Genomic DNA, 23,663 nt, shown 5'->3' with positions numbered 1-23,663 from the left:
ATGGGCCTATGTCTTGGTACGGGTCTCATGCATCCGCGCCAGCTGGCGTTCCAGCATCGACGGATAGGGCTCCATCAACCGCTCCACACAGCTCGCGCCCTCTGGGCTGGCGATCGGGCGGATGCGTGCGCGCTGGCGGATCAGTGTATCTTCACTGATCTTGCGCTCCACCAGCAGCAGGTTGCGGCTGTGTTGCGACAAGGCCAGCGCGTCCTGGGCGTTTTCGGTCAGCAGCAAGTCGATCTGGCTGATGCCAAACAGGTCGTCGCCCACGGTCAGGCCCAGCTGCAGTTGCAAAGTGATGCCGCTGTCCGCCACTTCGATCTGCAAGGCATGGCCCAGGGCGCGCAGCAACTCGCCGCAGCAGATCGCGTTGGTCAGGTAGTCTTCGCCGCTGTCTTCGCTGTGGAACAGCATCAACGTGCTGCCGTCGTTCAGGGTGTGCAGTTCGCTCTGATACAGCGAGGCAGCCTGGTCGAGACAGTCACGGTAGCGTTCGAGCAATTCCGTCAAGCGCGTGCGGGGCAGGCGGCGCAGTTGGTCCTGGGCACCCAGTTGCACGGCCAGTACGGCGCTGTGCTGGGGCTCGGCATTCTTCACGGGCGCCGGTGCCGGTTTGGGTGCGGCGGCAGGGGCGGCGGAAACGGTGTCGCGCAGGTCGGCGAACGGGTCTTCGTCGTCCAGCTCGTCCTCTTCAGCCCTGACCACCTGGCGTGGCGCCGGCTTGGCAGGTGCCGCTGGCGCCTCTTCGTCAAAGCCCGGTTCGCGCAGGTCGCGCACCTCAAACTCGGGTTCGTCGTTGTAGTCGGCGTCGTCGTACTCGGGCTCGGGCGCAGCCTCGGGAATCACCGGCTCCGGGGCGAAACTGGCATGCAGTTGGCGCGCGAGGTCGCCGATCTCATCCTGACGGTCGGTGGCCGGGGTGTGTTCATCGATATCGCGCAGCCAGATGCGCAATTGCATCAATGGCGTGGAGATATGCCGCCCCAAACGCAAGCTCAAGGCCAGGGCCAATGCCAGCAGGATCGCACTCAGGATGCCCATGCTTTGCAGGCTGATGGTCATCGGCTGCTGGAATTGCTGCATGTCGAGGCTGATGCGCAACTGGCCGGCCTTCACGTCCTGGAACGTGATATTGCTGGAGTACAGGCCTTCAGCCTCACCCAGCAGGCCGTTTTTCGGGCGCTGCCCGGCTTCGGCCATGATCCGGTTGTCCACGCTGTAGATGGCGGCATGCGCCACCAGCGGGTTCTTGGTCAGGTTGTTGAGCAGCACGTTGAGGCTGAGGATGTCGTTGGACACCAACAGCTCGGTGGCCGATGTGGCCGTCTGCGTCGTCAGGCTGGCGCCCAGCGCATCGGCTTGCTCATGCATGGCCTGCTTGAACTGCAAACCCATCACGCAGGCGTAGATCACCAGGGCCAGAGCGACCAGGATCACGTTATGGCTGGCGATGCGTAATGCGATCGGTACACGGCGATGGCGCAGTGCCCGGAAGATCAGCAGGAAGAAGTTATCGGTTTTTACTGGCGTGGGCCGGTTCACTTGCGCTCGGCTCTTGGTCCGTGAAGTTGACGCGCAGTATAGCGACAGCCCTAGGACCGGCAAAGCGCTGGCTGTGCCCGATGGTCACTGAAAGTGGGTAGAATGCGGTTTTTTTCCAGCCTGGGGGTGCGCCTTGCGCGAAATTGTCCTGATAAACATCACTGGCGAAGACCGCCCGGGTCTCACTGCCGCCATTACCGGCGTTCTGGCCCAGGGTGGTGTGAACATTCTCGACATCGGCCAGGCGGTGATCCACGACACCTTGTCGTTTGGCATCCTGGTGGAAATCCCGAGCACCGAACAGGCGTCTTCAGTCCTCAAAGACATCCTGTTTACGGCGTACAAGCTGGATCAACAGGTGCGTTTCACTCCGGTTTCCGAAGCCGACTACCAGCACTGGGTGGACGGTCAGGGCAAAAAACGCCACATCGTCACCCTGCTTACCCGCAAGGTCACCGCCGAACAATTGCAGCGCGTCAGCTCAATCACTGCGCAATACGGTTTGAATATCGACCATATTGACCGTTTGTCGGGTCGCATGCCGTTGGACACGCCGGCCGACAAAGGCAAGGGCTGCATCGAGTTCTCCGTACGCGGTGAACCGGCTGATCCACAAGCCCTGCGCGCCGAATTCCTCAGCGTGGCTCAGGAGCTGAATGTCGATATCGCCTTTCAGGAAGATTCCCTGTTCCGCCGCAATCGCCGCCTGGCGGTATTCGACATGGACTCGACGCTGATCGAAGCCGAAGTCATTGACGAACTGGCCAAGGCTGCCGGCGTAGGTGAGCAAGTGTCTGAAATCACCGAGCGTGCCATGGCCGGTGAGCTGGATTTCCGTGCCAGCTTCAAGGAGCGCCTGGCGCTGCTCAAAGGCTTGGACGTCAGTGTGCTGGACTCCATCGGCGCCTCGTTGCGCCTGACCGAAGGCGCCGAAACCCTGTTCGCCGAACTCAAGCGCCTGGGCTACAAGACGGCGATCCTGTCGGGCGGCTTCACTTACTTTGCCAAGCAATTGCAGGCGAAACTGGGCATCGACTATGTGTTCGCCAATGAGCTGGAAGTGGTGGATGGCAAGGTGACGGGTGTGGCCGTAGAGCCGATTGTCGACGCACAGCGCAAAGCGGATCTGCTGAAGGAATTGGCCCACAAGGAAGGTTTGCGTCTGGAGCAGACCATTGCGGTCGGCGACGGGGCGAATGACTTGCCGATGCTGGCGATCGCCGGGCTGGGTGTGGCGTTCCGTGCCAAGCCGCTGGTGAAGCAGTCGGCGAAGCAGGCGATTTCGACCTTGGGGCTGGATGGCGTGCTGTATCTGCTGGGCTTTCGCGACCGCGATGGTCAGCTGTAAGCCGTAATCACTGAAAGGACACGGTCAATGTGGGAGCGGGCTTGCTCGCGAATGCGGTATATCAGTCACAGATATTTTGACTGACCCACCGCATTCGCGAGCAAGCCCGCTCCCACATTTGAATCTTCAATCGGTTTTGGATCAGGCTTTTGGCAGTGCCATGCCCTGGCCCATCTGCACCGGCGTACCGGCCGCCAGCTCCTCAGCCCACTTCACCTGATCCGGCCCGAACAACACAATCGCAGTCGAACCCAGCTTGAAGCGACCCAGTTCCGCACCTTTTTCCAGATGAATCGACGCACGCGCCGCTTCGTCGTAGCGGAAGGTTTTCAGCTCGCGCTTCGGCGGCGTCACCAGCCCGGCCCACACGGTTTCAATCGACGCCACAATCATTGCACCCACCAATACCACAGCCATTGGGCCGCGTTCGGTGTCGAAAATGCAGGCAACGCGTTCGTTGCGCGCGAACAGCTCAGGTACATTTTCAGCGGTAGTCTGGTTCACCGAGAAGATGCGACCCGGGATGTAGACCATCTCACGCAGGGTGCCGGCCAGCGGCATGTGCACACGGTGGTAGTCCTTCGGTGACAGGTAAACAGTGGCGAAATCACCGCCCATGAACGGCGCGGACAGCGCGGCATCGCCACCGAGCAATTCCAGCACGCTGAAACTGTGGCCCTTGGCCTGGAACACACGGCCATGCTCGATCGGGCCAAGCTGGCTGATCGCGCCGTCGGCCGGGCTCAGCACTGCGCCCGGGGTTTGATCCAACGGGCGTGCGCCGTCTTTCAGGGCTCGGGTGAAGAAGGCGTTGAAGTGCTCGTAGGCGGTAACGTCTTCAACCAGGGCCTGGGACATGTCCACTTGATAGCGCTTGGCGAACCAGCGGGTGAACGCATTCTTGAACCAGCGCACGCGGCATTCGGCGATGCAACCGGCCAGGCGCGACAGCAAGTGGTGCGGCAGCAAATACTGGCTGAGGATAAACAACTGCTTTTTCATAACTGTCCTTAAACCTTAAATCTCAACGGGGGTGTCGGGGTGGTTGCCCCATTCGCCCCAGGAACCGGCATAACCTTTGACTCGCGGATAACCGAGCGCCTTGGCCACCAGGTAGGTGAAGCCAGAGCGGTGGTGAGTCTGGCAGTGAGTGATGATTTCTTTGCCTTTGGTCAGCCCGAGGTCTTCGAGGATCTGCGGCATGTCACGGCGGATGCGCAGGTTGCGCGCCTTGTCCATGCCGGCGGTCCATTCGAAGTTCACCGCGCCGGGAATGTGGCCACCCTTGGCTGCGAGGACTTTCTCGCCGGAGTATTCCAGCGGGCCGCGTGCGTCCCAGATGCCCAGGTCGGCGGCGCCGAGACGGCTTTGCAGGTATTCGCGGGTAGCGGTCGGGCCGTCGTGCAAGGTCAGGCTGACCGGGCCGCCGACCGGGGCGGGCACGTCGGTTGACAGCGGGTGCCGGCCTTCGAGCCACGCCAGCAGGCCGCCGTCGAGGTAGTGGTATTTCTGGTGGCCGATCACGTCGAGCATCCAGATAAAACGCCCGGCCCAGCCGCCGCCTTCGTCGTCATAGACCACGTAAGTGGCGTCCGGGGTGTGGCCCAGTTCGCCGAAGAGTTTTTCCAGGTCGGCTTTGTTGGGCAGCAAACCGGGTGCCGGCGGCTGGCCCAGTTGGGTGCGCTTGGGGTCAACGAAATGCGCGCCGGGGATATGCCCTTCGGCGTAGCGGGCGGCGCTGGTGAGGTCCACCAGAATCAGGTGTTCGGCATCAAGGCGACCTTGCAGGTCGCTGGATTCGATCACCAGCGGCAAGCCAGAGAAGTCAGGCATGTGAGGTCTCCTGGGCACAAATGTTGGCGATAAAAGAGGGCGATTGTAGCGCAAGCATCAGGCGCTGCGGTTGGTAAAGCTGTGCAGGGCCTTTTCGATGCATTGGGCGGTTTTACCAAAGGCTTGCACTGTCGTTTCCGAGAACGGCCCGCCGCCTTGATCCGCGACCATCAGCATCACCACACGGCCGTTGCAGCTCAGTGAACGCAACAGCAGGTGCTCGCCGGTGAACAGGCGGCGCAAGGTCGGAGGCAGCAACGTGAAGAACTGCGCGTGGTTGTCAGGTGTCAGGCGCACCTGGGCGGACTTCTCCAGCAGGCGTTGCAGCAATGTGCTGTTGACCACATCCAGGCTCAGGTTCGTGGCTTCCTTGGGCAAACCGTCGGCCTGGTGCACGCGCAAGGTGCTCAAGGCACGGTCTGCCATAAGCAGCAACACGCGCTGCATGCCACTGGCCACCAAGGCTTCTTTTGCGCAGGTCGTCAGGTGCATGGCGTTGGCAAAGCGGCTCGGCTCGACCAACAGCTCGGTGCAGCGTTTACGCCAGATGGCCAGTGACTCTGCGGTGGGCGGTGGTGCCGGCAGCAGGCCGCGGTGGACCTTTTGCACATGCCACGGCCAGATCAATGACAGCGCCGGGTGCCACAGGTCGGGCATCAAGGTGGTGCGGGCGCTGATGACGGCTTGCTGATGCACCTGCTGCTGCACGTCGCCCAGTGGCGCTTGCAGGTACAGCGCGGTGAGGTATTGCCAGCGCTCGGTGTGCGGGCAGGTCCAGGACTCTTGCGCCGACATCGCCAGGCCGTTGGCCAGCAGCACGGTGTTGGCCGGCTGGTTCAGCCAGCGGCGCAGATTGGGTTCTGCGTCCAGCAGTTGCTGGTGGCGCAAGGCGTCATCTTCACGGGCGATGTGCAATGCTTTGACCAGCAGACGTTGCTCTGTGAGCAGCAAGGTGTAGCCCTGGGAAACCCAGATCGGCAAGTGCCAGGCATCCGTCAGGCCCAGGCAAAGGTCCAGCAGGCGCACGCCGAACAGTTCCTGCTCAACCTGATGCGCCGACTGGCCCTTATGAATCACTCGCAGTTCCCATTCTTCCAGCAGCTTGGGATAGGCCACGGCCATCGGCCACAGCGGCGACAGAAACAGCAGGCTGCCCCAGTGAATGTCCTGCCACAACCGCGCCAGCCGGCTGGCGAACAAACCGTTGGCTTGCTGGGAGGCATGCTGGCTGATCAGCAGCAGTTGGCGCAGGGCCACGGGAATGTCTTTTTCCGGCACCGAGGGCAGGCGAACCAGCAATTCCTCCGCGCGTTTGAGGCCCAGGCGGTTCAGCGCAACTTCGAGGTTTTCTGCCGGTTCCGCCATGCTGCCATGGGTGTGGCTGTTGGCCTCGCGCATCACCGCGAGCACCAGCGCCGGGCTGTTTTGCATCAGCTCGGCAATATCGCGCAATGAACTGCGGCTGTCGCGGATGGCTTTGCACACGCGCTCATGGCTGGTTTGGGGGACGGGCAGCAGCACGTCATCCAGGCGCTTGATCCAGGCGGTGAGGGTGGTGGGTTTTGCAGTTGGGACTGTCGTTTCATTGGCCATGATTGGGGCGCGATCATCACTTGCGTTCAACACGCCCGGAACGGGCCGAATTGGCTTTTCGCCTTAACGGGCTATAGTCTGGCGCAGTTTTGCCGATAAGTAGAACAAGAGTTTTTCAGCTACACCCAATATGTCCATGAACCCGACGGCGCAAGTACAAATCCCCTATGGCTAAAATTATCGGCATCATCGTCGTCATCGCAAGCGTGCTGGGTGGGTATGTCCTTTCCCACGGTAAAATTGCCGCGCTGATCCAGCCTTTCGAAGTGCTGATTATTGGCGGTGCCGCGTTTGGTGCGTTCTTGCAGGCCAACCCCGGCTACATGACCATGCACGTGATCAAGAAGTCGCTGGGCATGTTCAGCTCGCGCTTTTCCCACACTTTCTATCTGGAAGTGCTGGGGTTGATTTACGAGATCCTCAACAAGAGCCGCCGCGAAGGCATGATGGCCATCGAAGGCGACATCGAAGACGCCGCCGCCAGCCCGATTTTCGCCAAGTACCCGGCCGTGCTCAAAGATGAGCGCATGACCGCGTATATCTGTGATTACTTGCGCATCATGTCCTCCGGCAACATGGCCCCCCACGAGCTGGAAGGTCTGTTCGACATGGAGCTGTTCAGCCTGAAAGAAGAGCTGGAGCACCCGTCTCACGCGGTCACCGGTATCGCCGATGGCATGCCCGGTTTCGGTATCGTCGCGGCGGTACTCGGTATCGTGGTGACCATGGCGTCCCTGGGCGAAGGCGACCAGAAGGCCATCGGCATGCACGTGGGTGCGGCCCTCGTGGGTACCTTCTTCGGTATTCTCGCGGCCTATGGTTTCTTCGGCCCGCTCGCCACCTCCCTGGCCCACGATGCCAAGGAAGAAATCAATCTGTACGAGGCGATCAAGGCGTGCCTGGTGGCTTCGGCATCCGGCATGCCGCCCTCGCTGGCGGTGGAGTTCGGGCGCAAGGTGCTGTACCCGAAACACCGCCCAAGTTTTGCCGAGCTGGAACAAGCGGTTCGCGGTCGCTAAGTCATGGAAAACAACCAGCCGATAATCATCAAGCGCGTCAAGCGCTTCGCTGCGGGGCACCATGGTGGCGCCTGGAAAATCGCCTTCGCCGACTTTGCGACGGCGATGATGGCGTTCTTTCTGGTGCTGTGGCTGATGTCCACCGCCACGCCGGAACAGAAGATCGCCATCGCCGGCTACTTCAAAGACCCCATTGGTTTTTCGGAAAGCGGCACGCCGTTTGTGATCGACTTGGGCGGCTCGCCGCAGTTGGCGCCTGAGCGCACCATCAACCCGGAAATCAAGACGGAATCGCCGCAGGAAAACATTCCGATCGAGCGCGAAAAAGTCGAAAGCATGGCCGAGCAGGTCGAGAAGGAGCGCCTGGAGTTGCTGTTGCAGGAGTTGCAGACCAAGGTCGAAGAAAACCCGCAACTGCTGAAATTCAAGGACCAGATTTCCTTCGAAATCACGCCCGAAGGGCTGCGCATCCAGATCACCGACGCCGCCAACCGGCCGATGTTCGATTCCGGCAGTGCGCGCCTGAAGCCGTATTTTGAAGACATCCTGTTGGCCATGGCCGACACCATCAAGGCGGTGCCGAACAAGATCAGCATCAGTGGCCACACTGACGCCAAGCCTTATGCGGGCCAGGGTGACTTCGGTAACTGGGAGCTGTCCGCCAACCGTGCCAACGCCGCCCGCCGTGCGTTAGTCGCAGGCAGCTATCCAGACCCGCAAGTGGCGCGCGTGGTGGGCTTTGCGTCCTCGCAGCTGTTTGATCCGAAAGACCCGTTCAACCCGATCAACCGTCGTATCGATATCGTGGTGCTGACCAAAAAGGCCCAGCGTGCGATTGAAGGGGACCAAGGCGCAGCGCCGGTTCCGACGTCGGGTGAGGGCGCGCCGGGTGAAGTGCCGGCGGACCCGAACGCTCTTCCGCCAGGGCAGGAGCCGTTGCCGGCCCATGAACTGCGGCAGAAGCTGAACCTGTTTGATGATGGTGGGGTGAAAGATCCTACGGCGCCAACGCCTTGATTGGTCACCGATGATTTCCGCCATAAAAAGCCCCGCACTGTCGGGGCTTTTTCATTTCTTGTTACAGCGGAAGGTAGGCTTTCACACCACGGATGACGCCATGCATATCGTCGGTGCCCAGGCGCGGTACGAAGTATTCCCGGCCCTTGGTACGAGTCTTTCTGTGTAGCTTGTCGAGGCGCTCGAAGCTGACGGTATAAATCATGTCGCACTTCACCCAGAGTTCTTTGTAACCGTCAGATTGAAGTGGGTTCGCCCGTAGCAAATGATGCCAGTCGTGCTGGATATCGGGAGCGGTAGAGGAGATAGGCACAACGCTGCACAGCTTGCGGTTATGGGTTGCAGTAGGGGATATCACGACCACCTTGCGAATCTTCAACATTTCCGGAGCCACAAAACCTCGGGTGAAGTCGCAGAGCAACACATCGCCTTGTTTCGGGTGATAGTAGAGAGCCAAATATGAATGCCCCACAAAAAGCAAAGCCGCCCGAAGGCGGCTTCATTCGACACGCAGTGGAGCTTGCTTCGCCCCTTCTGCGCCGCTGGATCAACCCCGAAAAGGATCCAGACTCCTGCCAGCTTTCGCTGGTGACGGAGCAATTATGGGCACCGAGAAATCCGAATACAAGCTGGCTTGTGCGTATGAGCCACCCAGTTGATCCGGATTCTTGATGCTTGCTCCTGTTAAATCAATGGGCTAGGGCCTTCAGCGCCCAAGCTTATATGTATCAAGACGTGGATAAATTAATAACTGCTCTCCGGCAAGCTCGCAATAATCGACCGATAACTGTTCATCCGTTGCTGCTGTACGCGGCCATCTTCCAGCGCCTTGAGCAATGCACAGCCCGGCTCGCGGTCGTGTTTGCAGTCGCGGAAGCGGCAGGTGCCGATCAGGTCGTTGAACTCGATGAAGCCCGCTTCCACGTCGCTGCGGCTGACGTGGCCGAGGCCGAACTCGCGGATGCCCGGGGAGTCGATCAACTCGCCGCCGCCCGGGAAGTGGAACAACCGCGCGGTGGTGGTGGTGTGGGTGCCCTGCCCGGACAGTTCCGACAGCGGGCCCACGCGGGTTTCGACTTCCGGCAGCAGGCTATTGACCAGCGAGGATTTACCCACGCCGGACTGGCCGACAAACACGCTGATGCGCCCGTCCAACTGCTGTTGCAGTTGTTCCATGCCATTGCCGTGATGCGCCGAGACTTCCAGCACCGGATAGCCCAGGGTGCGGTAAACCGCCAGCAACGCGTTGAGCGCCGGGGCGTTCTGATCGTCGATGAGGTCGAATTTGTTCAGCAGCAACAGCGGGCGGATGCCGGCATGTTCGGCGGCTACGAGGTAGCGGTCGATCAGGTTGGCATGGGGTTCGGGCAGCGGTGCGAACACGATCACGATCATGTCGACGTTGGCGGCCACTGGCTTGAGCTGGCCACGGCTGTCCGGGCGGCGCAGCTCGGTGGTGCGCGGCAACTGGGCGACGATCACGCCGATGCCCTGGTTGCCGGCGCGCCATACCACCTGATCACCGGTCACCAGCGCAGGCAGGTTGGCGCGCAGGTGGCAGCGGAACACCTGGCCCGCGAGTTCGCCTTCCAGCGCCTCGACTTCAACCTGCACACCAAAGTGCGCGATCACCAGGCCCGTTTGTTCGGGGCCCAGGTCACCGCCCTCAAGCGCTTCCACGGCGGAGGATTCACGTTTGGCGGCGCGAGCGGCGCGTTCACCTTGAATCTTTTCGATGCGCCAGTTTTGGCGACGATTGAGCTGGCGTTTGGCCATTGGTGTTCCGTGTCGATAATGCAAAGGTTGGGTAAAACGGTCGCGAGTCTAGCACGCCCCTGCCTGCTAAACTGCGCAGCTAAGCCAAGGTGCCAAGAGAATAGAGCCATGCAAAACCCACAGAACCTGATTTGGATCGATCTGGAAATGACCGGTCTGAACCCCGACACCGACGTCATCATCGAGATGGCGACCATTGTCACCGACAGCAACCTCAACACCTTGGCCGAAGGTCCGGTGATCGCCATCCACCACTCCGACGCTGTCCTCGCCACTATGGACGAGTGGAACACCCGCACCCACGGCAACTCCGGCCTGACCCAGCGCGTGCGCGATAGCCGCATCAGCATGGCTGAAGCCGAGGCTGAAACCATCGCTTTCCTGGAAAAGTGGGTGCCCAAGGGCAAGTCGCCAATCTGCGGCAACAGCATCTGCCAGGACCGTCGCTTCCTTTATACCCATATGAAAGGGCTGGAAAGCTACTTCCACTACCGCAACCTGGATGTATCCACCCTGAAAGAGCTGGCCGCGCGCTGGGCGCCGGAAGTCAAAGACAGCTTCCATAAAGGCAGCACGCATTTGGCGCTGGATGATATTCGTGAGTCGATTGCCGAGTTGCAGCATTACCGCAAGCATTTCATCAAGGCTTAAAGGTGTGGCGCCTGTTCTGGCGCCTTCGCGAGCAAGCCCGCTCCCACATTTAACCGAGTTCCAGCGTTGGAATGCAGTCGAATGTGGGAGCGGGCTTGCTCGCGAAGGGCGCGACGCGGTCTTTCGCCAAGCGCCCCCTTTTGGTGCCACTACCAAATGATTAGACTGCCGGCCTAATCGCAAGGATCGCCATCATGCTGTTGATGCTCTACCTCATCGCCATCACCGCCGAAGCCATGACCGGCGCGCTGTCCGCCGGTCGGCGCGGCATGGACTGGTTTGGCGTGGTGCTGATCGCCTGTGTGACGGCGTTGGGCGGCGGTTCGGTGCGTGACGTGCTGTTGGGGCATTACCCGCTGACATGGGTCAAACACCCGGAATACCTGGTGCTGACCTCCATCGCGGCGCTGGTGACGATCTTCATCGCGCCGCTGATGCGCCGCCTGCGCTCGCTGTTTCTGGCGCTGGACGCATTGGGCTTGGTGGCCTTCACTCTGATCGGCTGCATGACCGCCCTGGAAATGGGCCACGGCATGCTGGTGGCTTCGGTCAGCGGCGTGATCACGGGCGTGTTCGGTGGCATCCTGCGCGACATTTTCTGCAACGACATCCCGCTGATTTTCCGCCGCGAGCTGTACGCCAGCGTGTCGTTCCTCGCTGCCTGGTTCTACATGCTCTGCCTGTACCTGGAACTGCCCAGCGAGCAGGCGATTTTGCTGACCCTGTTCAGCGGCTTTCTATTGCGCCTGTTGGCGATCCGTTTTCACTGGGAAATGCCCAAGTTCGTCTACAACGACGACGTGCATTAACGCGAGGTGTGCTGGTTCAGCGCCCACTCGACGTGTTCGCGCACCAACTCAGACGGGTAATCCCTGCGAGCCTTCAACGCTTCGAGCACCGGAATGCTCGACGGTGCATTGCCCAGGCCTACCGCCAGGTTACGCAACCAGCGCTCATAACCGGCGCGGCGCAGCGGCGAACCCTCGGTGCTGCTGAGGAATTTATCCTCATCCCACATAAATAACTCGGCCAGCTCGGCGTTATCCAGATTATGCCGTGGCTTGAAATCGCTTTCGCCGGTGGCGCGGGCGAAACGATTCCACGGGCAAACGATCTGACAGTCATCGCAGCCAAATACACGGTTGCCGATCAAGGGGCGCAAGTCTTCCGGGATAGCGCTTTTGAGTTCGATGGTCAGGTAGGAAATGCAGCGCCGGGCGTCGAGCACGTAGGGCCCGACGAAGGCGTTGGTCGGGCAAATGTCCAGGCAGGCGGTACAGCGGCCGCAGTGTTCAGTGCTGTGAGGCGCGTCAACGGGGAGCGGCAAATCGACAAACAGCTCGCTCAGGAAGAAATAACTGCCGGCCTTGCGGTTGAGCACCAGGGTGTTCTTGCCGATCCAGCCAAGCCCGGCTTGTTCTGCGATGGCTTTTTCCAGCACGGGTGCGCTGTCGACAAATGCGCGAAAGCCGAACGGGCCGATCTGCGCCTGGATGCGATCAGCCAGTTGCTGCACGCGTTTGCGGATCAGCTTGTGGTAGTCGCGGCCCAGGGCGTAGCGCGAGATGTAGGCTTTTTCCGGCTTTGCCAGCAACTGCGCCATTTGCGTGTCGCCTGGCAGATAATCCATGCGCAGCGAGACCACGCGCAAGGTGCCCGGCACCAGTTCGTCGGGGTGCGAGCGTTTGCTGCCGTGGGCGGCCATGTACTCCATCTCGCCGTGGTAGCCCGCGTCGAGCCAGCGTTGCAGGTGCTGTTCATGCTCGGCCAGGTCCAGGCCGCTGATGCCGACTTGTTGAAAGCCCAGCTCGCGGCCCCAGTCTTTGATCGATTGGGCGAGGGCGGGCAGATCGGAGGTAATAGCAGGCATGAGACACGGGAAACCACAGGTTAGATGCGTATAATTCTGCCAGACATCGGAGCTTGAAGACGCATGCCGCAGACAAAACACCCAATTACCGACGTTCAGCCCCTGTTGCCCGGCCATTTGCCGCAACTGGCTGCGCGTTCCCCGAACGCCCATAAAGGTCAGTTCGGCCACCTGCTGGTCATCGGCGGCGACCGCGGCTTTGGCGGCGCAGCGTTGCTGAGCGCCGAAAGCGCCTTGCGCAGTGGCGCGGGCATGGTGTCGCTGGCGACCCGCCCCGACCACGTGCCTGCCGTGCTGGCGCGCCTGCCGGAGGTCATGACGGTTGGTGTGAGTTCAGCCAACCAACTGATGGGGCTGCTGGAAAAGATTTCGGTGATCGTCATCGGCCCAGGCCTGGGTCATGCCGCTTGGGGCAAAAGCCTGCTGTCGGTTGCCGCCAACGCCACGCAGCCGCAGGTCTGGGATGCTGACGCGTTGAATCAGTTGGCCACGGGTGGCCTGAGCCTGCCGGCCAACTCGGTGATCACGCCCCATCCGGGTGAAGCTGCGCGCTTGCTGGGTATCACGACAGCCGAGGTTCAGGCCGATCGCCTTAAGGTGGCGCGCGTTTTAAGTCAGAGATTCAATGCAGTGGCTATCCTCAAGGGTGCTGGCAGTTTGATTGCCAGCCCGGACGGGCGTGTTTCGCAATGTGACCAAGGCCATCCGGCGATGGCCACGGCCGGGCTTGGCGATGTATTGGCCGGCTTGGTCGGCGCATTGCTAGCGCAGGGCTTGCCCGGTTATGAGGCAAGCTGCCTGGCTGTGTGGTTGCACGCCACGGCTGGGGATCGCCAGGGCAGTTTTGGTCGCGGTTTGGCTGCCAGCGACCTGATACCCGCCATTCGACAATTGCTGGAGGAGCAGTCGCCGTGCCTGAAGTAACTCTTTTCCTGGCCGATGAAGACGCGATGGTCGCGTTCGGTCATCGCATCTCCCAGGTCACGGCCGGTGCCGGGCTGATTTTTCTCGAGGGCGACCTTGGGGCGGGCAAGACCACATTGTCACGCGGGATCATTCGCGGTCTGGGCCACACCGGGGCAGTCAAAAGCCCCACGTTCACACTGGTTGAACCCTACGAGATCGGTGCTATACGCGCTTTCCACTTCGACCTCTATCGGCTGGTCGATCCCGAAGAGCTGGAGTACATGGGCATCCGCGATTACTTCGACGAAGACGCGTTGTGCCTGATCGAGTGGCCAGATAAAGGCACAGGCTTTTTGCCAAAGCCGGACCTGACCATTACCATTACGCCGCATGAAACAGGACGTCAGCTGAAGTTGTTGCCCCAGAGCGTGCGCGGTCAGTCGTGGTGCGCCGCTTTGGCACTGGAATTCAAATAATTGGTGGGGTTAGGTATGCGCTTTCGCGCGTTGGTTGCTGTCGTGGGGGTGTTGCTTGCGGCAATGACTGTCAATGCTCTGGCTGCTTCACAGGTGAAAAGTGTTCGCCTGTGGCGAGCGCCGGATAACACGCGGCTGGTGTTTGACCTGTCTGGCCCGGTCCAGCACAGCGTTTTTACCCTGTCGTCGCCTGATCGCCTGGTGATCGATATCAACGGTGCGACCCTGGCCGCGCCGTTGAAAGTGTCCACCGCCAACACCCCGATTACCGCCATGCGCTCGGCCCAACGCACGCCGACCGATTTGCGCGTGGTGATCGACCTGAAAAAGGCCGTGACCCCGAAAAGCTTTGTGCTGGCGCCGAACGCCCAGTACGGCAACCGGTTGGTGGTCGACCTGTTTGATAACGCCGCCGATGCCAACCCGCCGCCAGCACCGCCGCCAAGCGTAGCGACCGTGCCAGCGGTGCCGGTCAACCCGTCGCAACCGCAGGTCAAGTTGCCGCCTCCGCCGCCAGCACCGGCGGGCAAACGCGACATTATCGTGGTGATCGACGCCGGCCACGGCGGCGAAGACCCGGGCGCATCCGGCTCGCGCGGCCAGCATGAGAAAGACGTGGTTCTGGCCATCGCCCGTGAATTGCAACGCCAGGTCAACGCCATGAAAGGTTATCGCGCCGAACTGACGCGTACCGGCGACTATTTCATCCCGTTGCGTGGCCGTACTGAAATCGCGCGCAAGAAAGGCGCCGACCTGTTTGTGTCGATCCACGCCGACGCCGCACCGTCGACCGCCGCGTTTGGTGCGTCGGTGTTTGCGCTGTCGGATCGCGGCGCCACGTCCGAGACCGCGCGTTGGCTGGCCGACAGTGAAAACCGCTCCGACTTGATCGGTGGGGCCGGCAACGTGTCCCTTGATGACAAGGACAAAATGCTCGCGGGCGTGCTGCTCGACCTGTCGATGACGGCCTCGTTGACGTCCAGCCTGAACGTTGGCCAGAAAGTGTTGAGCAACATCGGCCGCGTGACGTCGTTGCATAAACAGCGCGTGGAACAGGCCGGGTTCATGGTGTTGAAGTCGCCGGACATCCCGTCGATCCTGGTGGAAACCGGGTTTATCTCCAACTCCAACGAAGCCTCGAAACTGGCCAGCTCCAGCCACCAGCAGGCACTGGCCCGTTCGATCAGCGCCGGTATCCGCCAGTTCTTCCAGCAGAACCCGCCGCCGGGCACTTATATCGCCTGGCTGCGCGATTCCGGGAAAATCGCCCAGGGCCCGCGCGACCATCGCGTGCAGCCCGGCGACACGCTGGCCATGCTGGCCGTGCGTTTCCAGGTATCGCCCGCGACCTTGCGCAGCGCCAACAACCTGAAAACCGATGAACTGAAAGTCGGCCAGGTATTGACCATCCCTGGCACTGAATTGGCGGCGCAGTAATGAGCGAATCAGTCTTGAACAGCGGCTCGCGCATCGAACTGCTCAGCCCGCGCCTGGCCAACCAGATTGCCGCGGGTGAGGTGGTTGAGCGCCCGGCATCGGTGATCAAGGAGCTGCTGGAAAACAGCATCGACTCCGGCGCCAAGCGCATTGATGTGGACGTGGAACAGGGCGGCGTCAAGCTGCTGCGGGTACGCGACGACGGCAGTGGTATCTCCTCCGACGACCTGCCGCTGGCGTTGGCGCGTCATGCCACCAGCAAGATTCGTGACCTTGAAGATCTGGAACGGGTGATGAGCCTGGGCTTTCGCGGTGAGGCCCTCGCTTCGATCAGCTCCGTGGCCCGCCTGACCCTGACTTCGCGCACACGCAGTGCCGAGCAGGCCTGGCAGGTCGAAACCGAAGGTCGTGACATGGCGCCACGGGTCCAGCCCGCAGCACACCCGGTGGGCACGTCGGTGGAAGTGCGCGACCTGTTCTTCAACACCCCGGCGCGACGCAAATTTCTCAAGGCCGAGAAGACCGAGTTCGATCACCTTCAGGAAGTCATCAAGCGCCTGGCCTTGGCGCGTTTTGACGTGGCTTTCCACTTGCGCCACAACGGCAAGACCATCCTCAGCCTGCATGAAGCCCACGACGATGCCGCCCGCGCCCGGCGTGTCTCGGCGATTTGCGGCCCGGGGTTCCTGGAGCAGGCGCTGCCGATTGAAATCGAACGCAATGGCCTGCGCCTGTGGGGTTGGGTGGGCTTGCCGACCTTTTCGCGCAGCCAGGCAGATTTGCAGTATTTCTTTGTGAATGGCCGTGCGGTGCGCGACAAACTGGTAGCGCACGCGGTGCGCCAGGCCTATCGCGATGTGCTGTTCAACGGCCGGCACCCGACGTTTGTACTGTTTTTTGAAGTTGACCCGTCGGTGGTCGACGTCAACGTGCACCCGACCAAGCACGAAGTGCGCTTCCGTGACGGGCGCATGGTGCATGACTTCCTGTATGGCACCTTGCACCGCGCGCTGGGTGATGTGCGGCCGGATGACCAGCTGTCGGCGCCGATTGTAACCGCCGTGGTACGGCCAAGTGGCCCGCAGGCGGGTGAATTTGGCCCGCAGGGCGAAATGAGCCTGGCAGCCAACCTGCTGCAATCGCCGCAGCCGCAGCCTTCCTACACTGCGCCTGGTTCAGGTGCGGGGGCGGGTTATCAGTATCAATACACACCGCGCCCGCAATCGACAGTGCCGGTGGCCGAGGCCCAGGCGGCTTATCGCGAATTTTTCGCGCCGCTGCCGGGGGCCGAGCCGGGTGCCGCCGTGGCCTTGCCGGAAGGTGGCGGGGATATTCCGCCGCTGGGTTATGCCTTGGCGCAGCTCAAGGGCATCTACATCCTTGCGGAAAACGCCCATGGCCTGGTGCTGGTGGACATGCACGCCGCTCACGAGCGGATCATGTATGAACGCCTGAAGATCGCCATGGCCAGTGAAGGCCTCAGCGGGCAGCCGTTGCTGGTGCCGGAATCCCTGGCCGTCAGCCAGCGCGAAGCCGATTGCGCCGAAGAACACCACAGCGTTTTCCAGAAGCTCGGCTTTGAATTGCAGCGCTTGGGCCCGGAAACCCTGGCAATCCGCCAGATTCCTGCGCTGCTCAAGCAGGCCGAAGCCAACCGTCTGGTCGCCGATGTACTCGCCGACCTGATGGAATACGGCACCAGCGACCGCATCCAGGCGCACATCAATGAACTGCTCGGCACCATGGCCTGCCACGGTGCAATCCGCGCCAATCGCCGCCTGGCGTTGCCGGAAATGAACGGCTTGCTGCGTGACATGGAAAACACCGAGCGCAGCGGGCAATGCAACCATGGCCGACCGACCTGGACCCAAATGGGCCTGGACGATCTGGACAAACTGTTCTTGCGCGGCCGCTGATGAGTGCCTTGCCCCCCGCGATCTTCCTGATGGGCCCCACGGCGGCCGGCAAGACCGACCTGGCCATCGAGCTGACCAAAGTGCTGCCGTGCGAGCTGATCAGCGTCGACTCTGCCCTGGTTTACCGGGACATGGACATCGGCACGGCCAAACCTTCAAAAGCGCTGCTGGCCGAGCATCCGCACAAGTTGATCGACATTATTGACCCGTCGCAGAGCTATTCGGCGGCTGATTTTCGCACCGATGCCCTTGCCGCCATGGCCGATATCACCGCGCGGGGCAATATTCCGCTGCTGGTGGGCGGCACGATGCTCTACTACAAGGCTTTGCAGGAAGGCTTGGCTGACATGCCGCCGGCGGATGCCCAGGTGCGCGCCGAACTTGAAGAAGAGGCTGCACGCCTTGGCTGGCAAGCCCTGCACGACCAACTGGCGGCAGTTGACCCGGTGTCCGCTGCGCGCATTCACCCCAATGACCCCCAGCGGTTGACGCGCGCCCTGGAAGTCTGGCGGGTGAGCGGCCAGACCATGACTGAACACAGGCTGAAACAAACTGCGCAAAGTGCTGATGCAGGCGCCTCTGGTCAGTCACAATTGCCCTATACTGTGGCGAATCTGGCCATCGCTCCGGCAAATCGCCAGGTGCTGCATGAACGAATTGCACAAAGATTCACAATTATGTTGGAACAGGGGTTTGTGGACGAGGTCGTAGCACTGCGTTCCAGAGGTGACCTGCATTCGGGGTTGCCTTCGATACGTGCTGTTGGCTATCGCCAAGTCTGGGATTATCTGGATGGCAAGCTGACGTCAGCCGAGATGCAGGAACGCGGCATCATTGCCACGCGCCAATTGGCGAAACGCCAGTTCACCTGGTTGCGCAGCTGGAGCGATTTGCACTGGCTGGACAGCCTGGACAGCGACAATCTGTCACGCGCCTTGAAATACCTGGGAACGGTCTCCATATTGAGCTGAGTCCTTGCAATTGCCGTCTATCCTTGGGGGTGTGACGGCCATAAGCTATCTATTTTCCGAATTTTATTATTGATCCTTAAAGGAGTGCGGCACATGTCAAAAGGGCATTCGCTACAAGACCCTTACTTGAATACTTTACGTAAAGAGAAAGTTGGGGTTTCCATCTATCTGGTCAACGGTATCAAGCTGCAAGGCACGATCGAGTCGTTCGACCAGTTCGTGATCCTGCTGAAAAATACCGTCAGCCAGATGGTTTACAAGCACGCTATCTCGACAGTCGTCCCCGTTCGTCCAATTCGTCTGCCTAGCGCAGCCGGTGATGAAGTGGGTGATGCTGAGCCAGGTAACGCCTGATAGGAGTCTCCTTTGTTCTTTGAGCGCCACGGTGGTGGTGAACGGGTAATCCTCGTTCACTTGGATGGACAGGACCCTGAGGCGCGCGAAGATCCGCAGGAGTTTCAGGAGTTGGCAAATTCGGCCGGCGCCGAGACCGTTGCGTTTTTTAACGTGCCGCGTCATCGGCCAACCGCCAAATTCTTGATTGGCAGCGGTAAGGTCGAGGAGTTGCGCGACCTGGTTCACGCCGAAGAAGCCGATCTGGTGATCTTCAATCACGTCCTCACGCCCAGTCAGGAGCGTAACCTCGAACGTGTTTTCGAGTGTCGCGTGATCGACCGCACCGGCTTGATTCTCGATATTTTCGCCCAGCGCGCCCGTACCCATGAAGGCAAGCTCCAGGTCGAACTGGCCCAGCTTGACCACATGAGCACGCGGCTGGTTCGCGGCTGGACTCACCTTGAACGTCAAGGTGGCGGTATCGGCATGCGCGGCCCCGGTGAAACCCAGCTCGAAACCGACCGCCGTCTGTTGCGGGTTCGCCTGCGCCAGATCAAGGGCCGCCTGGAAAAAGTGCGCAGCCAGCGCGAGCAATCGCGTCGCGGCCGTTCCCGTGCGGATATCCCGACCGTCTCCCTGGTGGGCTATACCAACGCCGGCAAATCCACGCTGTTCAACAACGTGACCAAATCCGACGTGTACGCGGCTGACCAGCTGTTCGCCACCCTCGACCCGACCCTGCGCCGTCTGGACCTTGACGACCTGGGGCCGATCGTTCTGGCCGATACCGTGGGTTTTATTCGTCATTTGCCCCACAAGCTGGTCGAGGCATTTCGGTCTACGCTCGAAGAGTCGAGCAATTCCGACCTGCTGTTGCACGTGATCGATGCGGCCGAACCGGATCGCATGTTGCAGATCGAGCAGGTGATGCTGGTGCTGGGCGAGATTGGCGCCCAGGACTTGCCGATCCTGGAGGTCTATAACAAACTCGATTTGCTTGAAGGGGTAGAGCCGCAAATCCAGCGCGACGAAGACGGCAAGCCCCAGCGGGTCTGGTTGTCGGCGCGTGATGGCAGCGGCCTGGAATTGCTTGAACAAGCCATTGCCGAGCTGTTGGGCAGCGATTTGTTTGTCGGCACCTTGCGCTTGCCGCAGCGTTTTGCTCGACTGCGTGCACAGTTTTTCGAGTTGGGCGCAGTACAGAAAGAAGAATATGACGAAGAAGGTGTCAGCTTGCTGGCCGTTCGATTGCCGCGCTCGGAGCTGAATCGGCTGGTCAGTCGTGAAGGTGTGGTACCGACAGAGTTCATCGAACAACACACTTTGCAATAAAAGCCTCCGAAAGCGGTTGTGCCGCAGTAGCAGGCATTCTGTAGCATTGGTCGGCGCGCCGTGGGTGCGTCTTTGCTTTATCAGATGGAGAGCGCTATGGCTTGGAATGAGCCGGGTGGCAACTCGAATAATCAGGATCCTTGGGGTGGTAAGCGCCGCAATAACGGCGACCGCAAGGGGCCACCGGATCTCGACGAGGCCTTCCGAAAGCTGCAGGAAAGCCTGAATGGGTTGTTCGGTGGTGGGAAAAAACGTGGTGGTGGTGACGACGGCGGTCGCACAAGCAAGGGCGGCGGCTATGGCCTGCTGGGCCTGGGGCTTGTCGTGCTCGCAGCGGTTTGGCTGTACAGCGCCGTGTATGTCGTGGACGAGCAGGAGCAGGCCGTGGTGCTGCGCTTCGGCAAGTACTACGAAACCGTCGGCCCGGGCCTGAACATCTACTTCCCGCCGATCGACAAGAAGTACATGGAGAACGTCACGCGTGAGCGTGCCTACACCAAGCAGGGCCAGATGCTGACCGAAGACGAGAACATCGTCGAAGTGCCGCTGACCGTGCAGTACAAGATCAGCAACCTGCAGGACTTCGTGCTGAACGTTGATCAGCCGGAAATCAGCCTGCAACACGCCACCGAAAGTGCCCTGCGCCACGTCGTCGGTTCTACCGCGATGGACCAGGTGCTGACCGAAGGCCGTGAATTGATGGCCAGCGAGATCAAGGAGCGCCTGCAACGGTTCCTCGACACTTATCGCACCGGTATCACCGTAACCCAGGTGAACGTACAGAGCGCAGCCGCACCGCGCGAAGTGCAGGAAGCCTTTGATGACGTGATCCGTGCCCGTGAAGACGAGCAGCGTTCGCGCAACCAGGCTGAAACCTACGCCAACGGCGTCGTGCCGGAAGCCCGTGGTCAGGCCCAGCGCATCCTTGAAGATGCCAACGGTTACCGCGACGAAGTGGTCTCCCGCGCCAAGGGTGAGGCGGATCGCTTTACCAAACTGGTTGCCGAGTACCGCAAGGCACCTGAAGTCACCCGCGAGCGTCTGTACCTGGACACCATGCAGGAAGTCTTCAGCAACACCAGCAAGGTTCTCGTGACCGGCAGCAAGGGTGGGCAGAACAATCTGCTGTACCTGCCGCTGGACAAGATGATCGAAGGGGGTCGTAGCGGTACCAGCGCGCCGTCCACCAGTTCGAATGCCGCTGCCAACGAAGCGAGCGCCCGTGCGGCCGCTGACTTGCTGCAACAGCAAACACGTACCAGGGAGAGTCGTTGATGAGCAATAAATCGCTGACAGCCCTGATTGTGGGTGTCGTCGTGGTCATCGCTGCCTGGAACTGCTTCTACATCGTGTCTCAGACCGAGCGCGCGGTGTTGCTGCAATTCGGTCGTGTGGTCCAGGCGGATGTCCAGCCGGGTTTGCATGTGAAAGTCCCCTACGTGAACCAGGTGCGCAAGTTCGATGGCCGCCTGATGACCCTGGATGCACCGACACAGCGCTTCCTGACCCTGGAAAAGAAAGCCGTGATGGTTGACGCCTACGCCAAGTGGCGCGTCAAGGATGCCGAGCGCTTCTACACCGCAACTTCCGGCCTCAAGCAGATTGCCGACGAGCGTTTGTCGCGCCGTCTGGAATCGGGCCTGCGTGACCAGTTTGGTAAACGCACCCTGCACGAGGTGGTTTCCGGTGAGCGTGACGCGCTGATGGCTGACATCACACGTTCGCTGAACGCCATGGCGGAAAAAGAGCTGGGCATCGAAGTGATCGATGTTCGGGTCAAGGCCATTGATCTGCCCAAAGAAGTAAACCGCAGCGTGTTCGAGCGTATGAGCACCGAGCGTGAGCGTGAAGCCCGTGAGCACCGCGCCAAAGGTAACGAGTTGGCTGAAGGTATCCGTGCGGATGCCGACCGTCAGCGCCGTGTACTGCTGGCAGAAGCCTATCGCGAGTCTGAAGAGGCACGTGGTGATGGCGACGCTCAAGCTGCGGCGATCTACGCCAAGGCTTACGGCCAGGACCAGGAGTTCTACGCGTTCTACCGTAGCCTGCGCGCCTACCGTGAAAGCTTCGCGAACAAAACCGACGTCATGGTGCTGGACCCAAGCAGCGACTTTTTCCGCTACCTGGAAAAGTCCAAGTAACAGCCTGTGACCTTAGGGCGCACTCCGTCGGGCGGCTAAAACGCCTGGCGGGGTGATCCTTTCAGAAAACGGGTGTATGATGCGGCAGCCGGGAAATTCCCGGCTTTTTTGCGTCTGCACGTTTGATTGTTGTTTTGCGCCGCAGGCGCCACAGATTTTTCGAGGAAAGTGCCCGACGAGGCCGCTGGCAGGCCATTTCGTCACGTCGTTCTTGCGCGTTGTTTATGCAGGGGCCGGGTATTTTCTGCTTCACTCAAGGCTCGGCCGAGGGCTGGCCGCCCGGATCATAGGGGAATGGCGTAATGGCAACGGTAGACCGCTGGCTGCTGCCAGATGGCATCGAAGAAGTACTGCCACCGGAAGCTGCGCGCATTGAAGTGGCGCGCCGTCAGGTGTTGGATCTGTTCCAGAGCTGGGGTTACGAGTTCGTCGTGACCCCCCATATCGAGTACCTGGAATCCCTGCTGACCGGCGCGGGCCAGGACCTGGATCTGCGCACCTTCAAGGTCATCGACCCACAATCGGGCCGGCAAATGGGCTTCCGTGCCGACATCACCCCGCAAGTGGCGCGCATCGACGCGCACACCCTGCGCCGTGAAGGCCCGAGCCGCCTGTGCTACGCCGGCAGCGTGCTGCACGCCCAGCCGCGGGCCTTGTCGTCTTCGCGCAGCCCGATCCAGTTGGGCGCCGAGTTGTACGGCGACGCGAGCCCGAGCAGCGACGTGGAAGTGATCAGCTTGATGCTGGCCATGCTGCAACTGGCTGACGTGCCGGATGTGCACATGGATCTGGGGCACGTCGGTATCTACCGTGGCCTGGCCCGCGCGGCCGGCTTGTCCGGTGAAGTGGAGCAACAGCTGTTCGATGCCCTGCAACGCAAGGCCATCGATGAAGTTATCGCCCTGACCGAGGGTGTGCCTGCGGACCTCGCCGGTATGCTGCGTGCGCTGGTGAACCTGTGCGGTGGCCGTGAAGTGCTGGTGGCTGCGCGTGAGCGCCTGGCCAATGCGCCGGCACCGGTATTGGCTGCCCTGGACGATGTGTTGGCGATTGCCGAGCAGTTGTCGGCACGGTTCCCGGAACTGCCGCTGTACTTCGACCTGGGTGAGTTGCGCGGTTACCACTACCACACGGGTGTGGTGTTCGCCGTGTTTGTACCGGGTGTTGGCCAGGCCATCGCCCAAGGCGGTCGTTATGACGATATCGGCGCTGACTTCGGTCGCGCACGTCCGGCGACCGGCTTTTCCACCGATTTGAAAACCCTGGTGACCCTGGGGCGTGCTGAGGTCGAGCTGCCGTCTGGTGGCATCTGGATGCCCGACAGTACGGACGCGGCACTCTGGCAGCAGGTTTGCCAGTTGCGCAGTGAGGGTCAGCGTGTCGTCCAGGCGTTGCCTGGGCAGCCATTGGCCGCCGCCCGTGAAGCGGACTGCGACCGGCAATTGATTCTGCAGAACGGGCTTTGGCAAGTATCGCCACTGGCTTCTTGAGTTTTC

The 23,663-nt window shown here is 61.0% G+C and carries 23 protein-coding genes; 16 read left to right on the top strand and 7 right to left on the bottom strand.

Annotation, left to right across the window (positions count from 1 at the left end):
• Positions 1–6 precede the first annotated feature (6 nt).
• Positions 7–1,545 carry a histidine kinase gene (locus AB4P94_RS03570; RefSeq protein ID WP_395609427.1) on the bottom strand — a complete coding sequence of 513 codons (1,539 nt, stop codon included), beginning with the start codon at positions 1,543–1,545 and terminating at the stop codon, positions 7–9.
• Positions 1,546–1,678: 133 nt separating this feature from the next.
• Between AB4P94_RS03570 and serB the strand changes: the two genes are divergently transcribed.
• Positions 1,679–2,893 carry a phosphoserine phosphatase SerB gene (serB, locus tag AB4P94_RS03565; RefSeq protein WP_200432031.1) on the top strand — a complete coding sequence of 405 codons (1,215 nt, stop codon included), beginning with the start codon at positions 1,679–1,681 and terminating at the stop codon, positions 2,891–2,893.
• A 141-nt stretch (positions 2,894–3,034) separates the two neighbouring features.
• On the opposite strand, the gene asd is transcribed toward serB, so the two are convergent.
• Genes asd through AB4P94_RS03550 form a run of 3 tightly spaced genes read right to left on the bottom strand, consistent with a single transcriptional unit; the run spans position 3,035 to position 6,319 of the window.
• Complete coding sequence (gene asd, locus AB4P94_RS03560) at positions 3,035–3,895, bottom strand: archaetidylserine decarboxylase (protein ID WP_395609426.1); 861 nt, start codon at positions 3,893–3,895, stop codon at positions 3,035–3,037.
• Between the two features lie 15 nt (positions 3,896–3,910).
• A complete protein-coding gene (locus tag AB4P94_RS03555) occupies positions 3,911–4,726 on the bottom strand; it encodes a rhodanese-like domain-containing protein (protein WP_395609425.1) in 816 nt (271 codons plus the stop codon).
• A 57-nt stretch (positions 4,727–4,783) separates the two neighbouring features.
• Complete coding sequence (locus AB4P94_RS03550; protein ID WP_395609424.1) at positions 4,784–6,319, bottom strand: HDOD domain-containing protein; 1,536 nt, start codon at positions 6,317–6,319, stop codon at positions 4,784–4,786.
• A gap of 167 nt (positions 6,320–6,486) precedes the next feature.
• Between AB4P94_RS03550 and motA the strand changes: the two genes are divergently transcribed.
• Together motA and motB are read left to right on the top strand one after the other, a co-directional pair.
• Positions 6,487–7,338, top strand: coding sequence for a flagellar motor stator protein MotA (gene motA / locus AB4P94_RS03545; RefSeq protein ID WP_395609423.1), 852 nt, complete (start codon positions 6,487–6,489; stop codon positions 7,336–7,338).
• A gap of 3 nt (positions 7,339–7,341) precedes the next feature.
• On the top strand, positions 7,342–8,355 hold the full coding sequence (gene motB, locus AB4P94_RS03540; protein WP_395609422.1) for a flagellar motor protein MotB: 1,014 nt from the start codon (positions 7,342–7,344) through the stop codon (positions 8,353–8,355).
• A gap of 61 nt (positions 8,356–8,416) precedes the next feature.
• On the opposite strand, the gene AB4P94_RS03535 is transcribed toward motB, so the two are convergent.
• Positions 8,417–8,812: a type II toxin-antitoxin system PemK/MazF family toxin gene (locus tag AB4P94_RS03535; RefSeq protein ID WP_395609421.1), complete on the bottom strand. Its 396-nt coding sequence runs from the start codon at positions 8,810–8,812 to the stop codon at positions 8,417–8,419.
• A gap of 2 nt (positions 8,813–8,814) precedes the next feature.
• Here AB4P94_RS03535 and AB4P94_RS03530 point away from each other — a divergent pair, with 2 nt between their 5' ends.
• Positions 8,815–9,027, top strand: coding sequence for a hypothetical protein (locus tag AB4P94_RS03530; RefSeq protein WP_395609420.1), 213 nt, complete (start codon positions 8,815–8,817; stop codon positions 9,025–9,027).
• Positions 9,028–9,099: 72 nt separating this feature from the next.
• On the opposite strand, the gene rsgA is transcribed toward AB4P94_RS03530, so the two are convergent.
• Positions 9,100–10,131, bottom strand: coding sequence for a small ribosomal subunit biogenesis GTPase RsgA (rsgA, locus tag AB4P94_RS03525; RefSeq protein WP_395609419.1), 1,032 nt, complete (start codon positions 10,129–10,131; stop codon positions 9,100–9,102).
• Positions 10,132–10,239: 108 nt separating this feature from the next.
• Here rsgA and orn point away from each other — a divergent pair, with 108 nt between their 5' ends.
• On the top strand, positions 10,240–10,782 hold the full coding sequence (orn, locus tag AB4P94_RS03520; protein ID WP_003171343.1) for an oligoribonuclease: 543 nt from the start codon (positions 10,240–10,242) through the stop codon (positions 10,780–10,782).
• Positions 10,783–10,973: 191 nt separating this feature from the next.
• Entirely contained in the window at positions 10,974–11,591 is a 618-nt protein-coding gene (locus tag AB4P94_RS03515; RefSeq protein ID WP_176997469.1) for a trimeric intracellular cation channel family protein, read from the top strand.
• On the opposite strand, the gene queG is transcribed toward AB4P94_RS03515, so the two are convergent.
• The gene (queG, locus tag AB4P94_RS03510; RefSeq protein WP_395609418.1) at positions 11,588–12,652 is read right to left on the bottom strand and encodes a tRNA epoxyqueuosine(34) reductase QueG; all 1,065 of its coding nucleotides are present in this window, start codon (positions 12,650–12,652) and stop codon (positions 11,588–11,590) included. The genes AB4P94_RS03515 and queG overlap by 4 nt on opposite strands.
• Before the next feature lie 63 nt (positions 12,653–12,715).
• Here queG and AB4P94_RS03505 point away from each other — a divergent pair, with 63 nt between their 5' ends.
• The 10 genes from AB4P94_RS03505 (at position 12,716) to AB4P94_RS03460 (ending at position 23,657) form a co-directional block, all read left to right on the top strand.
• Positions 12,716–13,576 carry an NAD(P)H-hydrate dehydratase gene (locus AB4P94_RS03505; RefSeq protein ID WP_395609417.1) on the top strand — a complete coding sequence of 287 codons (861 nt, stop codon included), beginning with the start codon at positions 12,716–12,718 and terminating at the stop codon, positions 13,574–13,576.
• Complete coding sequence (gene tsaE, locus AB4P94_RS03500; RefSeq protein ID WP_395609416.1) at positions 13,564–14,034, top strand: tRNA (adenosine(37)-N6)-threonylcarbamoyltransferase complex ATPase subunit type 1 TsaE; 471 nt, start codon at positions 13,564–13,566, stop codon at positions 14,032–14,034. Before AB4P94_RS03505 ends, tsaE begins: the two co-directional genes overlap by 13 nt.
• Positions 14,035–14,049: 15 nt before the next feature.
• A complete protein-coding gene (locus tag AB4P94_RS03495; RefSeq protein WP_395609415.1) occupies positions 14,050–15,471 on the top strand; it encodes an N-acetylmuramoyl-L-alanine amidase in 1,422 nt (473 codons plus the stop codon).
• Positions 15,471–17,387, top strand: coding sequence for a DNA mismatch repair endonuclease MutL (gene mutL / locus AB4P94_RS03490; RefSeq protein WP_395609414.1), 1,917 nt, complete (start codon positions 15,471–15,473; stop codon positions 17,385–17,387). The genes AB4P94_RS03495 and mutL overlap by 1 nt, the downstream gene beginning before the upstream one ends.
• On the top strand, positions 17,387–18,358 hold the full coding sequence (miaA, locus tag AB4P94_RS03485) for a tRNA (adenosine(37)-N6)-dimethylallyltransferase MiaA (RefSeq protein WP_395609413.1): 972 nt from the start codon (positions 17,387–17,389) through the stop codon (positions 18,356–18,358). Before mutL ends, miaA begins: the two co-directional genes overlap by 1 nt.
• 93 nt (positions 18,359–18,451) lie before the next feature.
• Positions 18,452–18,712 carry an RNA chaperone Hfq gene (gene hfq / locus AB4P94_RS03480; protein ID WP_071482778.1) on the top strand — a complete coding sequence of 87 codons (261 nt, stop codon included), beginning with the start codon at positions 18,452–18,454 and terminating at the stop codon, positions 18,710–18,712.
• A gap of 12 nt (positions 18,713–18,724) precedes the next feature.
• Complete coding sequence (gene hflX, locus AB4P94_RS03475; RefSeq protein ID WP_395609412.1) at positions 18,725–20,026, top strand: ribosome rescue GTPase HflX; 1,302 nt, start codon at positions 18,725–18,727, stop codon at positions 20,024–20,026.
• 96 nt (positions 20,027–20,122) lie between these two features.
• The gene (hflK, locus tag AB4P94_RS03470; RefSeq protein WP_395609411.1) at positions 20,123–21,301 is read left to right on the top strand and encodes an FtsH protease activity modulator HflK; all 1,179 of its coding nucleotides are present in this window, start codon (positions 20,123–20,125) and stop codon (positions 21,299–21,301) included.
• On the top strand, positions 21,301–22,167 hold the full coding sequence (hflC, locus tag AB4P94_RS03465; RefSeq protein WP_065900122.1) for a protease modulator HflC: 867 nt from the start codon (positions 21,301–21,303) through the stop codon (positions 22,165–22,167). Before hflK ends, hflC begins: the two co-directional genes overlap by 1 nt.
• 302 nt (positions 22,168–22,469) lie before the next feature.
• The gene (locus AB4P94_RS03460; RefSeq protein WP_116627338.1) at positions 22,470–23,657 is read left to right on the top strand and encodes an ATP phosphoribosyltransferase regulatory subunit; all 1,188 of its coding nucleotides are present in this window, start codon (positions 22,470–22,472) and stop codon (positions 23,655–23,657) included.
• Positions 23,658–23,663: the final 6 nt, after the last annotated feature.

This window comes from Pseudomonas sp. B22129 (assembly GCF_044218875.1).
Classification (GTDB): domain Bacteria; phylum Pseudomonadota; class Gammaproteobacteria; order Pseudomonadales; family Pseudomonadaceae; genus Aquipseudomonas.
This window is presented reverse-complemented; position numbering and strand designations above follow the sequence as displayed.

Bases quoted from the DNA above. Each gene is read 5' to 3' on its own strand.
- rsgA (WP_395609419.1), bottom strand. From the start codon at position 10,131: ATGGCCAAACGCCAGCTCAATCGTCGCCAAAACTGGCGCATCGAAAAG.
- AB4P94_RS03550 (WP_395609424.1), bottom strand. From the start codon at position 6,319: ATGGCCAATGAAACGACAGTCCCAACTGCAAAACCCACCACCCTCACC.
- AB4P94_RS03505 (WP_395609417.1), top strand. From the start codon at position 12,716: ATGCCGCAGACAAAACACCCAATTACCGACGTTCAGCCCCTGTTGCCC.
- AB4P94_RS03495 (WP_395609415.1), top strand. From the start codon at position 14,050: ATGCGCTTTCGCGCGTTGGTTGCTGTCGTGGGGGTGTTGCTTGCGGCA.
- AB4P94_RS03460 (WP_116627338.1), top strand. From the start codon at position 22,470: ATGGCAACGGTAGACCGCTGGCTGCTGCCAGATGGCATCGAAGAAGTA.
- miaA (WP_395609413.1), top strand. From the start codon at position 17,387: ATGAGTGCCTTGCCCCCCGCGATCTTCCTGATGGGCCCCACGGCGGCC.
- hflC (WP_065900122.1), top strand. From the start codon at position 21,301: ATGAGCAATAAATCGCTGACAGCCCTGATTGTGGGTGTCGTCGTGGTC.
- motB (WP_395609422.1), top strand. From the start codon at position 7,342: ATGGAAAACAACCAGCCGATAATCATCAAGCGCGTCAAGCGCTTCGCT.
- motA (WP_395609423.1), top strand. From the start codon at position 6,487: ATGGCTAAAATTATCGGCATCATCGTCGTCATCGCAAGCGTGCTGGGT.
- queG (WP_395609418.1), bottom strand. From the start codon at position 12,652: ATGCCTGCTATTACCTCCGATCTGCCCGCCCTCGCCCAATCGATCAAA.
- hflK (WP_395609411.1), top strand. From the start codon at position 20,123: ATGGCTTGGAATGAGCCGGGTGGCAACTCGAATAATCAGGATCCTTGG.
- AB4P94_RS03555 (WP_395609425.1), bottom strand. From the start codon at position 4,726: ATGCCTGACTTCTCTGGCTTGCCGCTGGTGATCGAATCCAGCGACCTG.
- AB4P94_RS03530 (WP_395609420.1), top strand. From the start codon at position 8,815: ATGAATGCCCCACAAAAAGCAAAGCCGCCCGAAGGCGGCTTCATTCGA.
- asd (WP_395609426.1), bottom strand. From the start codon at position 3,895: ATGAAAAAGCAGTTGTTTATCCTCAGCCAGTATTTGCTGCCGCACCAC.
- mutL (WP_395609414.1), top strand. From the start codon at position 15,471: ATGAGCGAATCAGTCTTGAACAGCGGCTCGCGCATCGAACTGCTCAGC.
- hfq (WP_071482778.1), top strand. From the start codon at position 18,452: ATGTCAAAAGGGCATTCGCTACAAGACCCTTACTTGAATACTTTACGT.
- orn (WP_003171343.1), top strand. From the start codon at position 10,240: ATGCAAAACCCACAGAACCTGATTTGGATCGATCTGGAAATGACCGGT.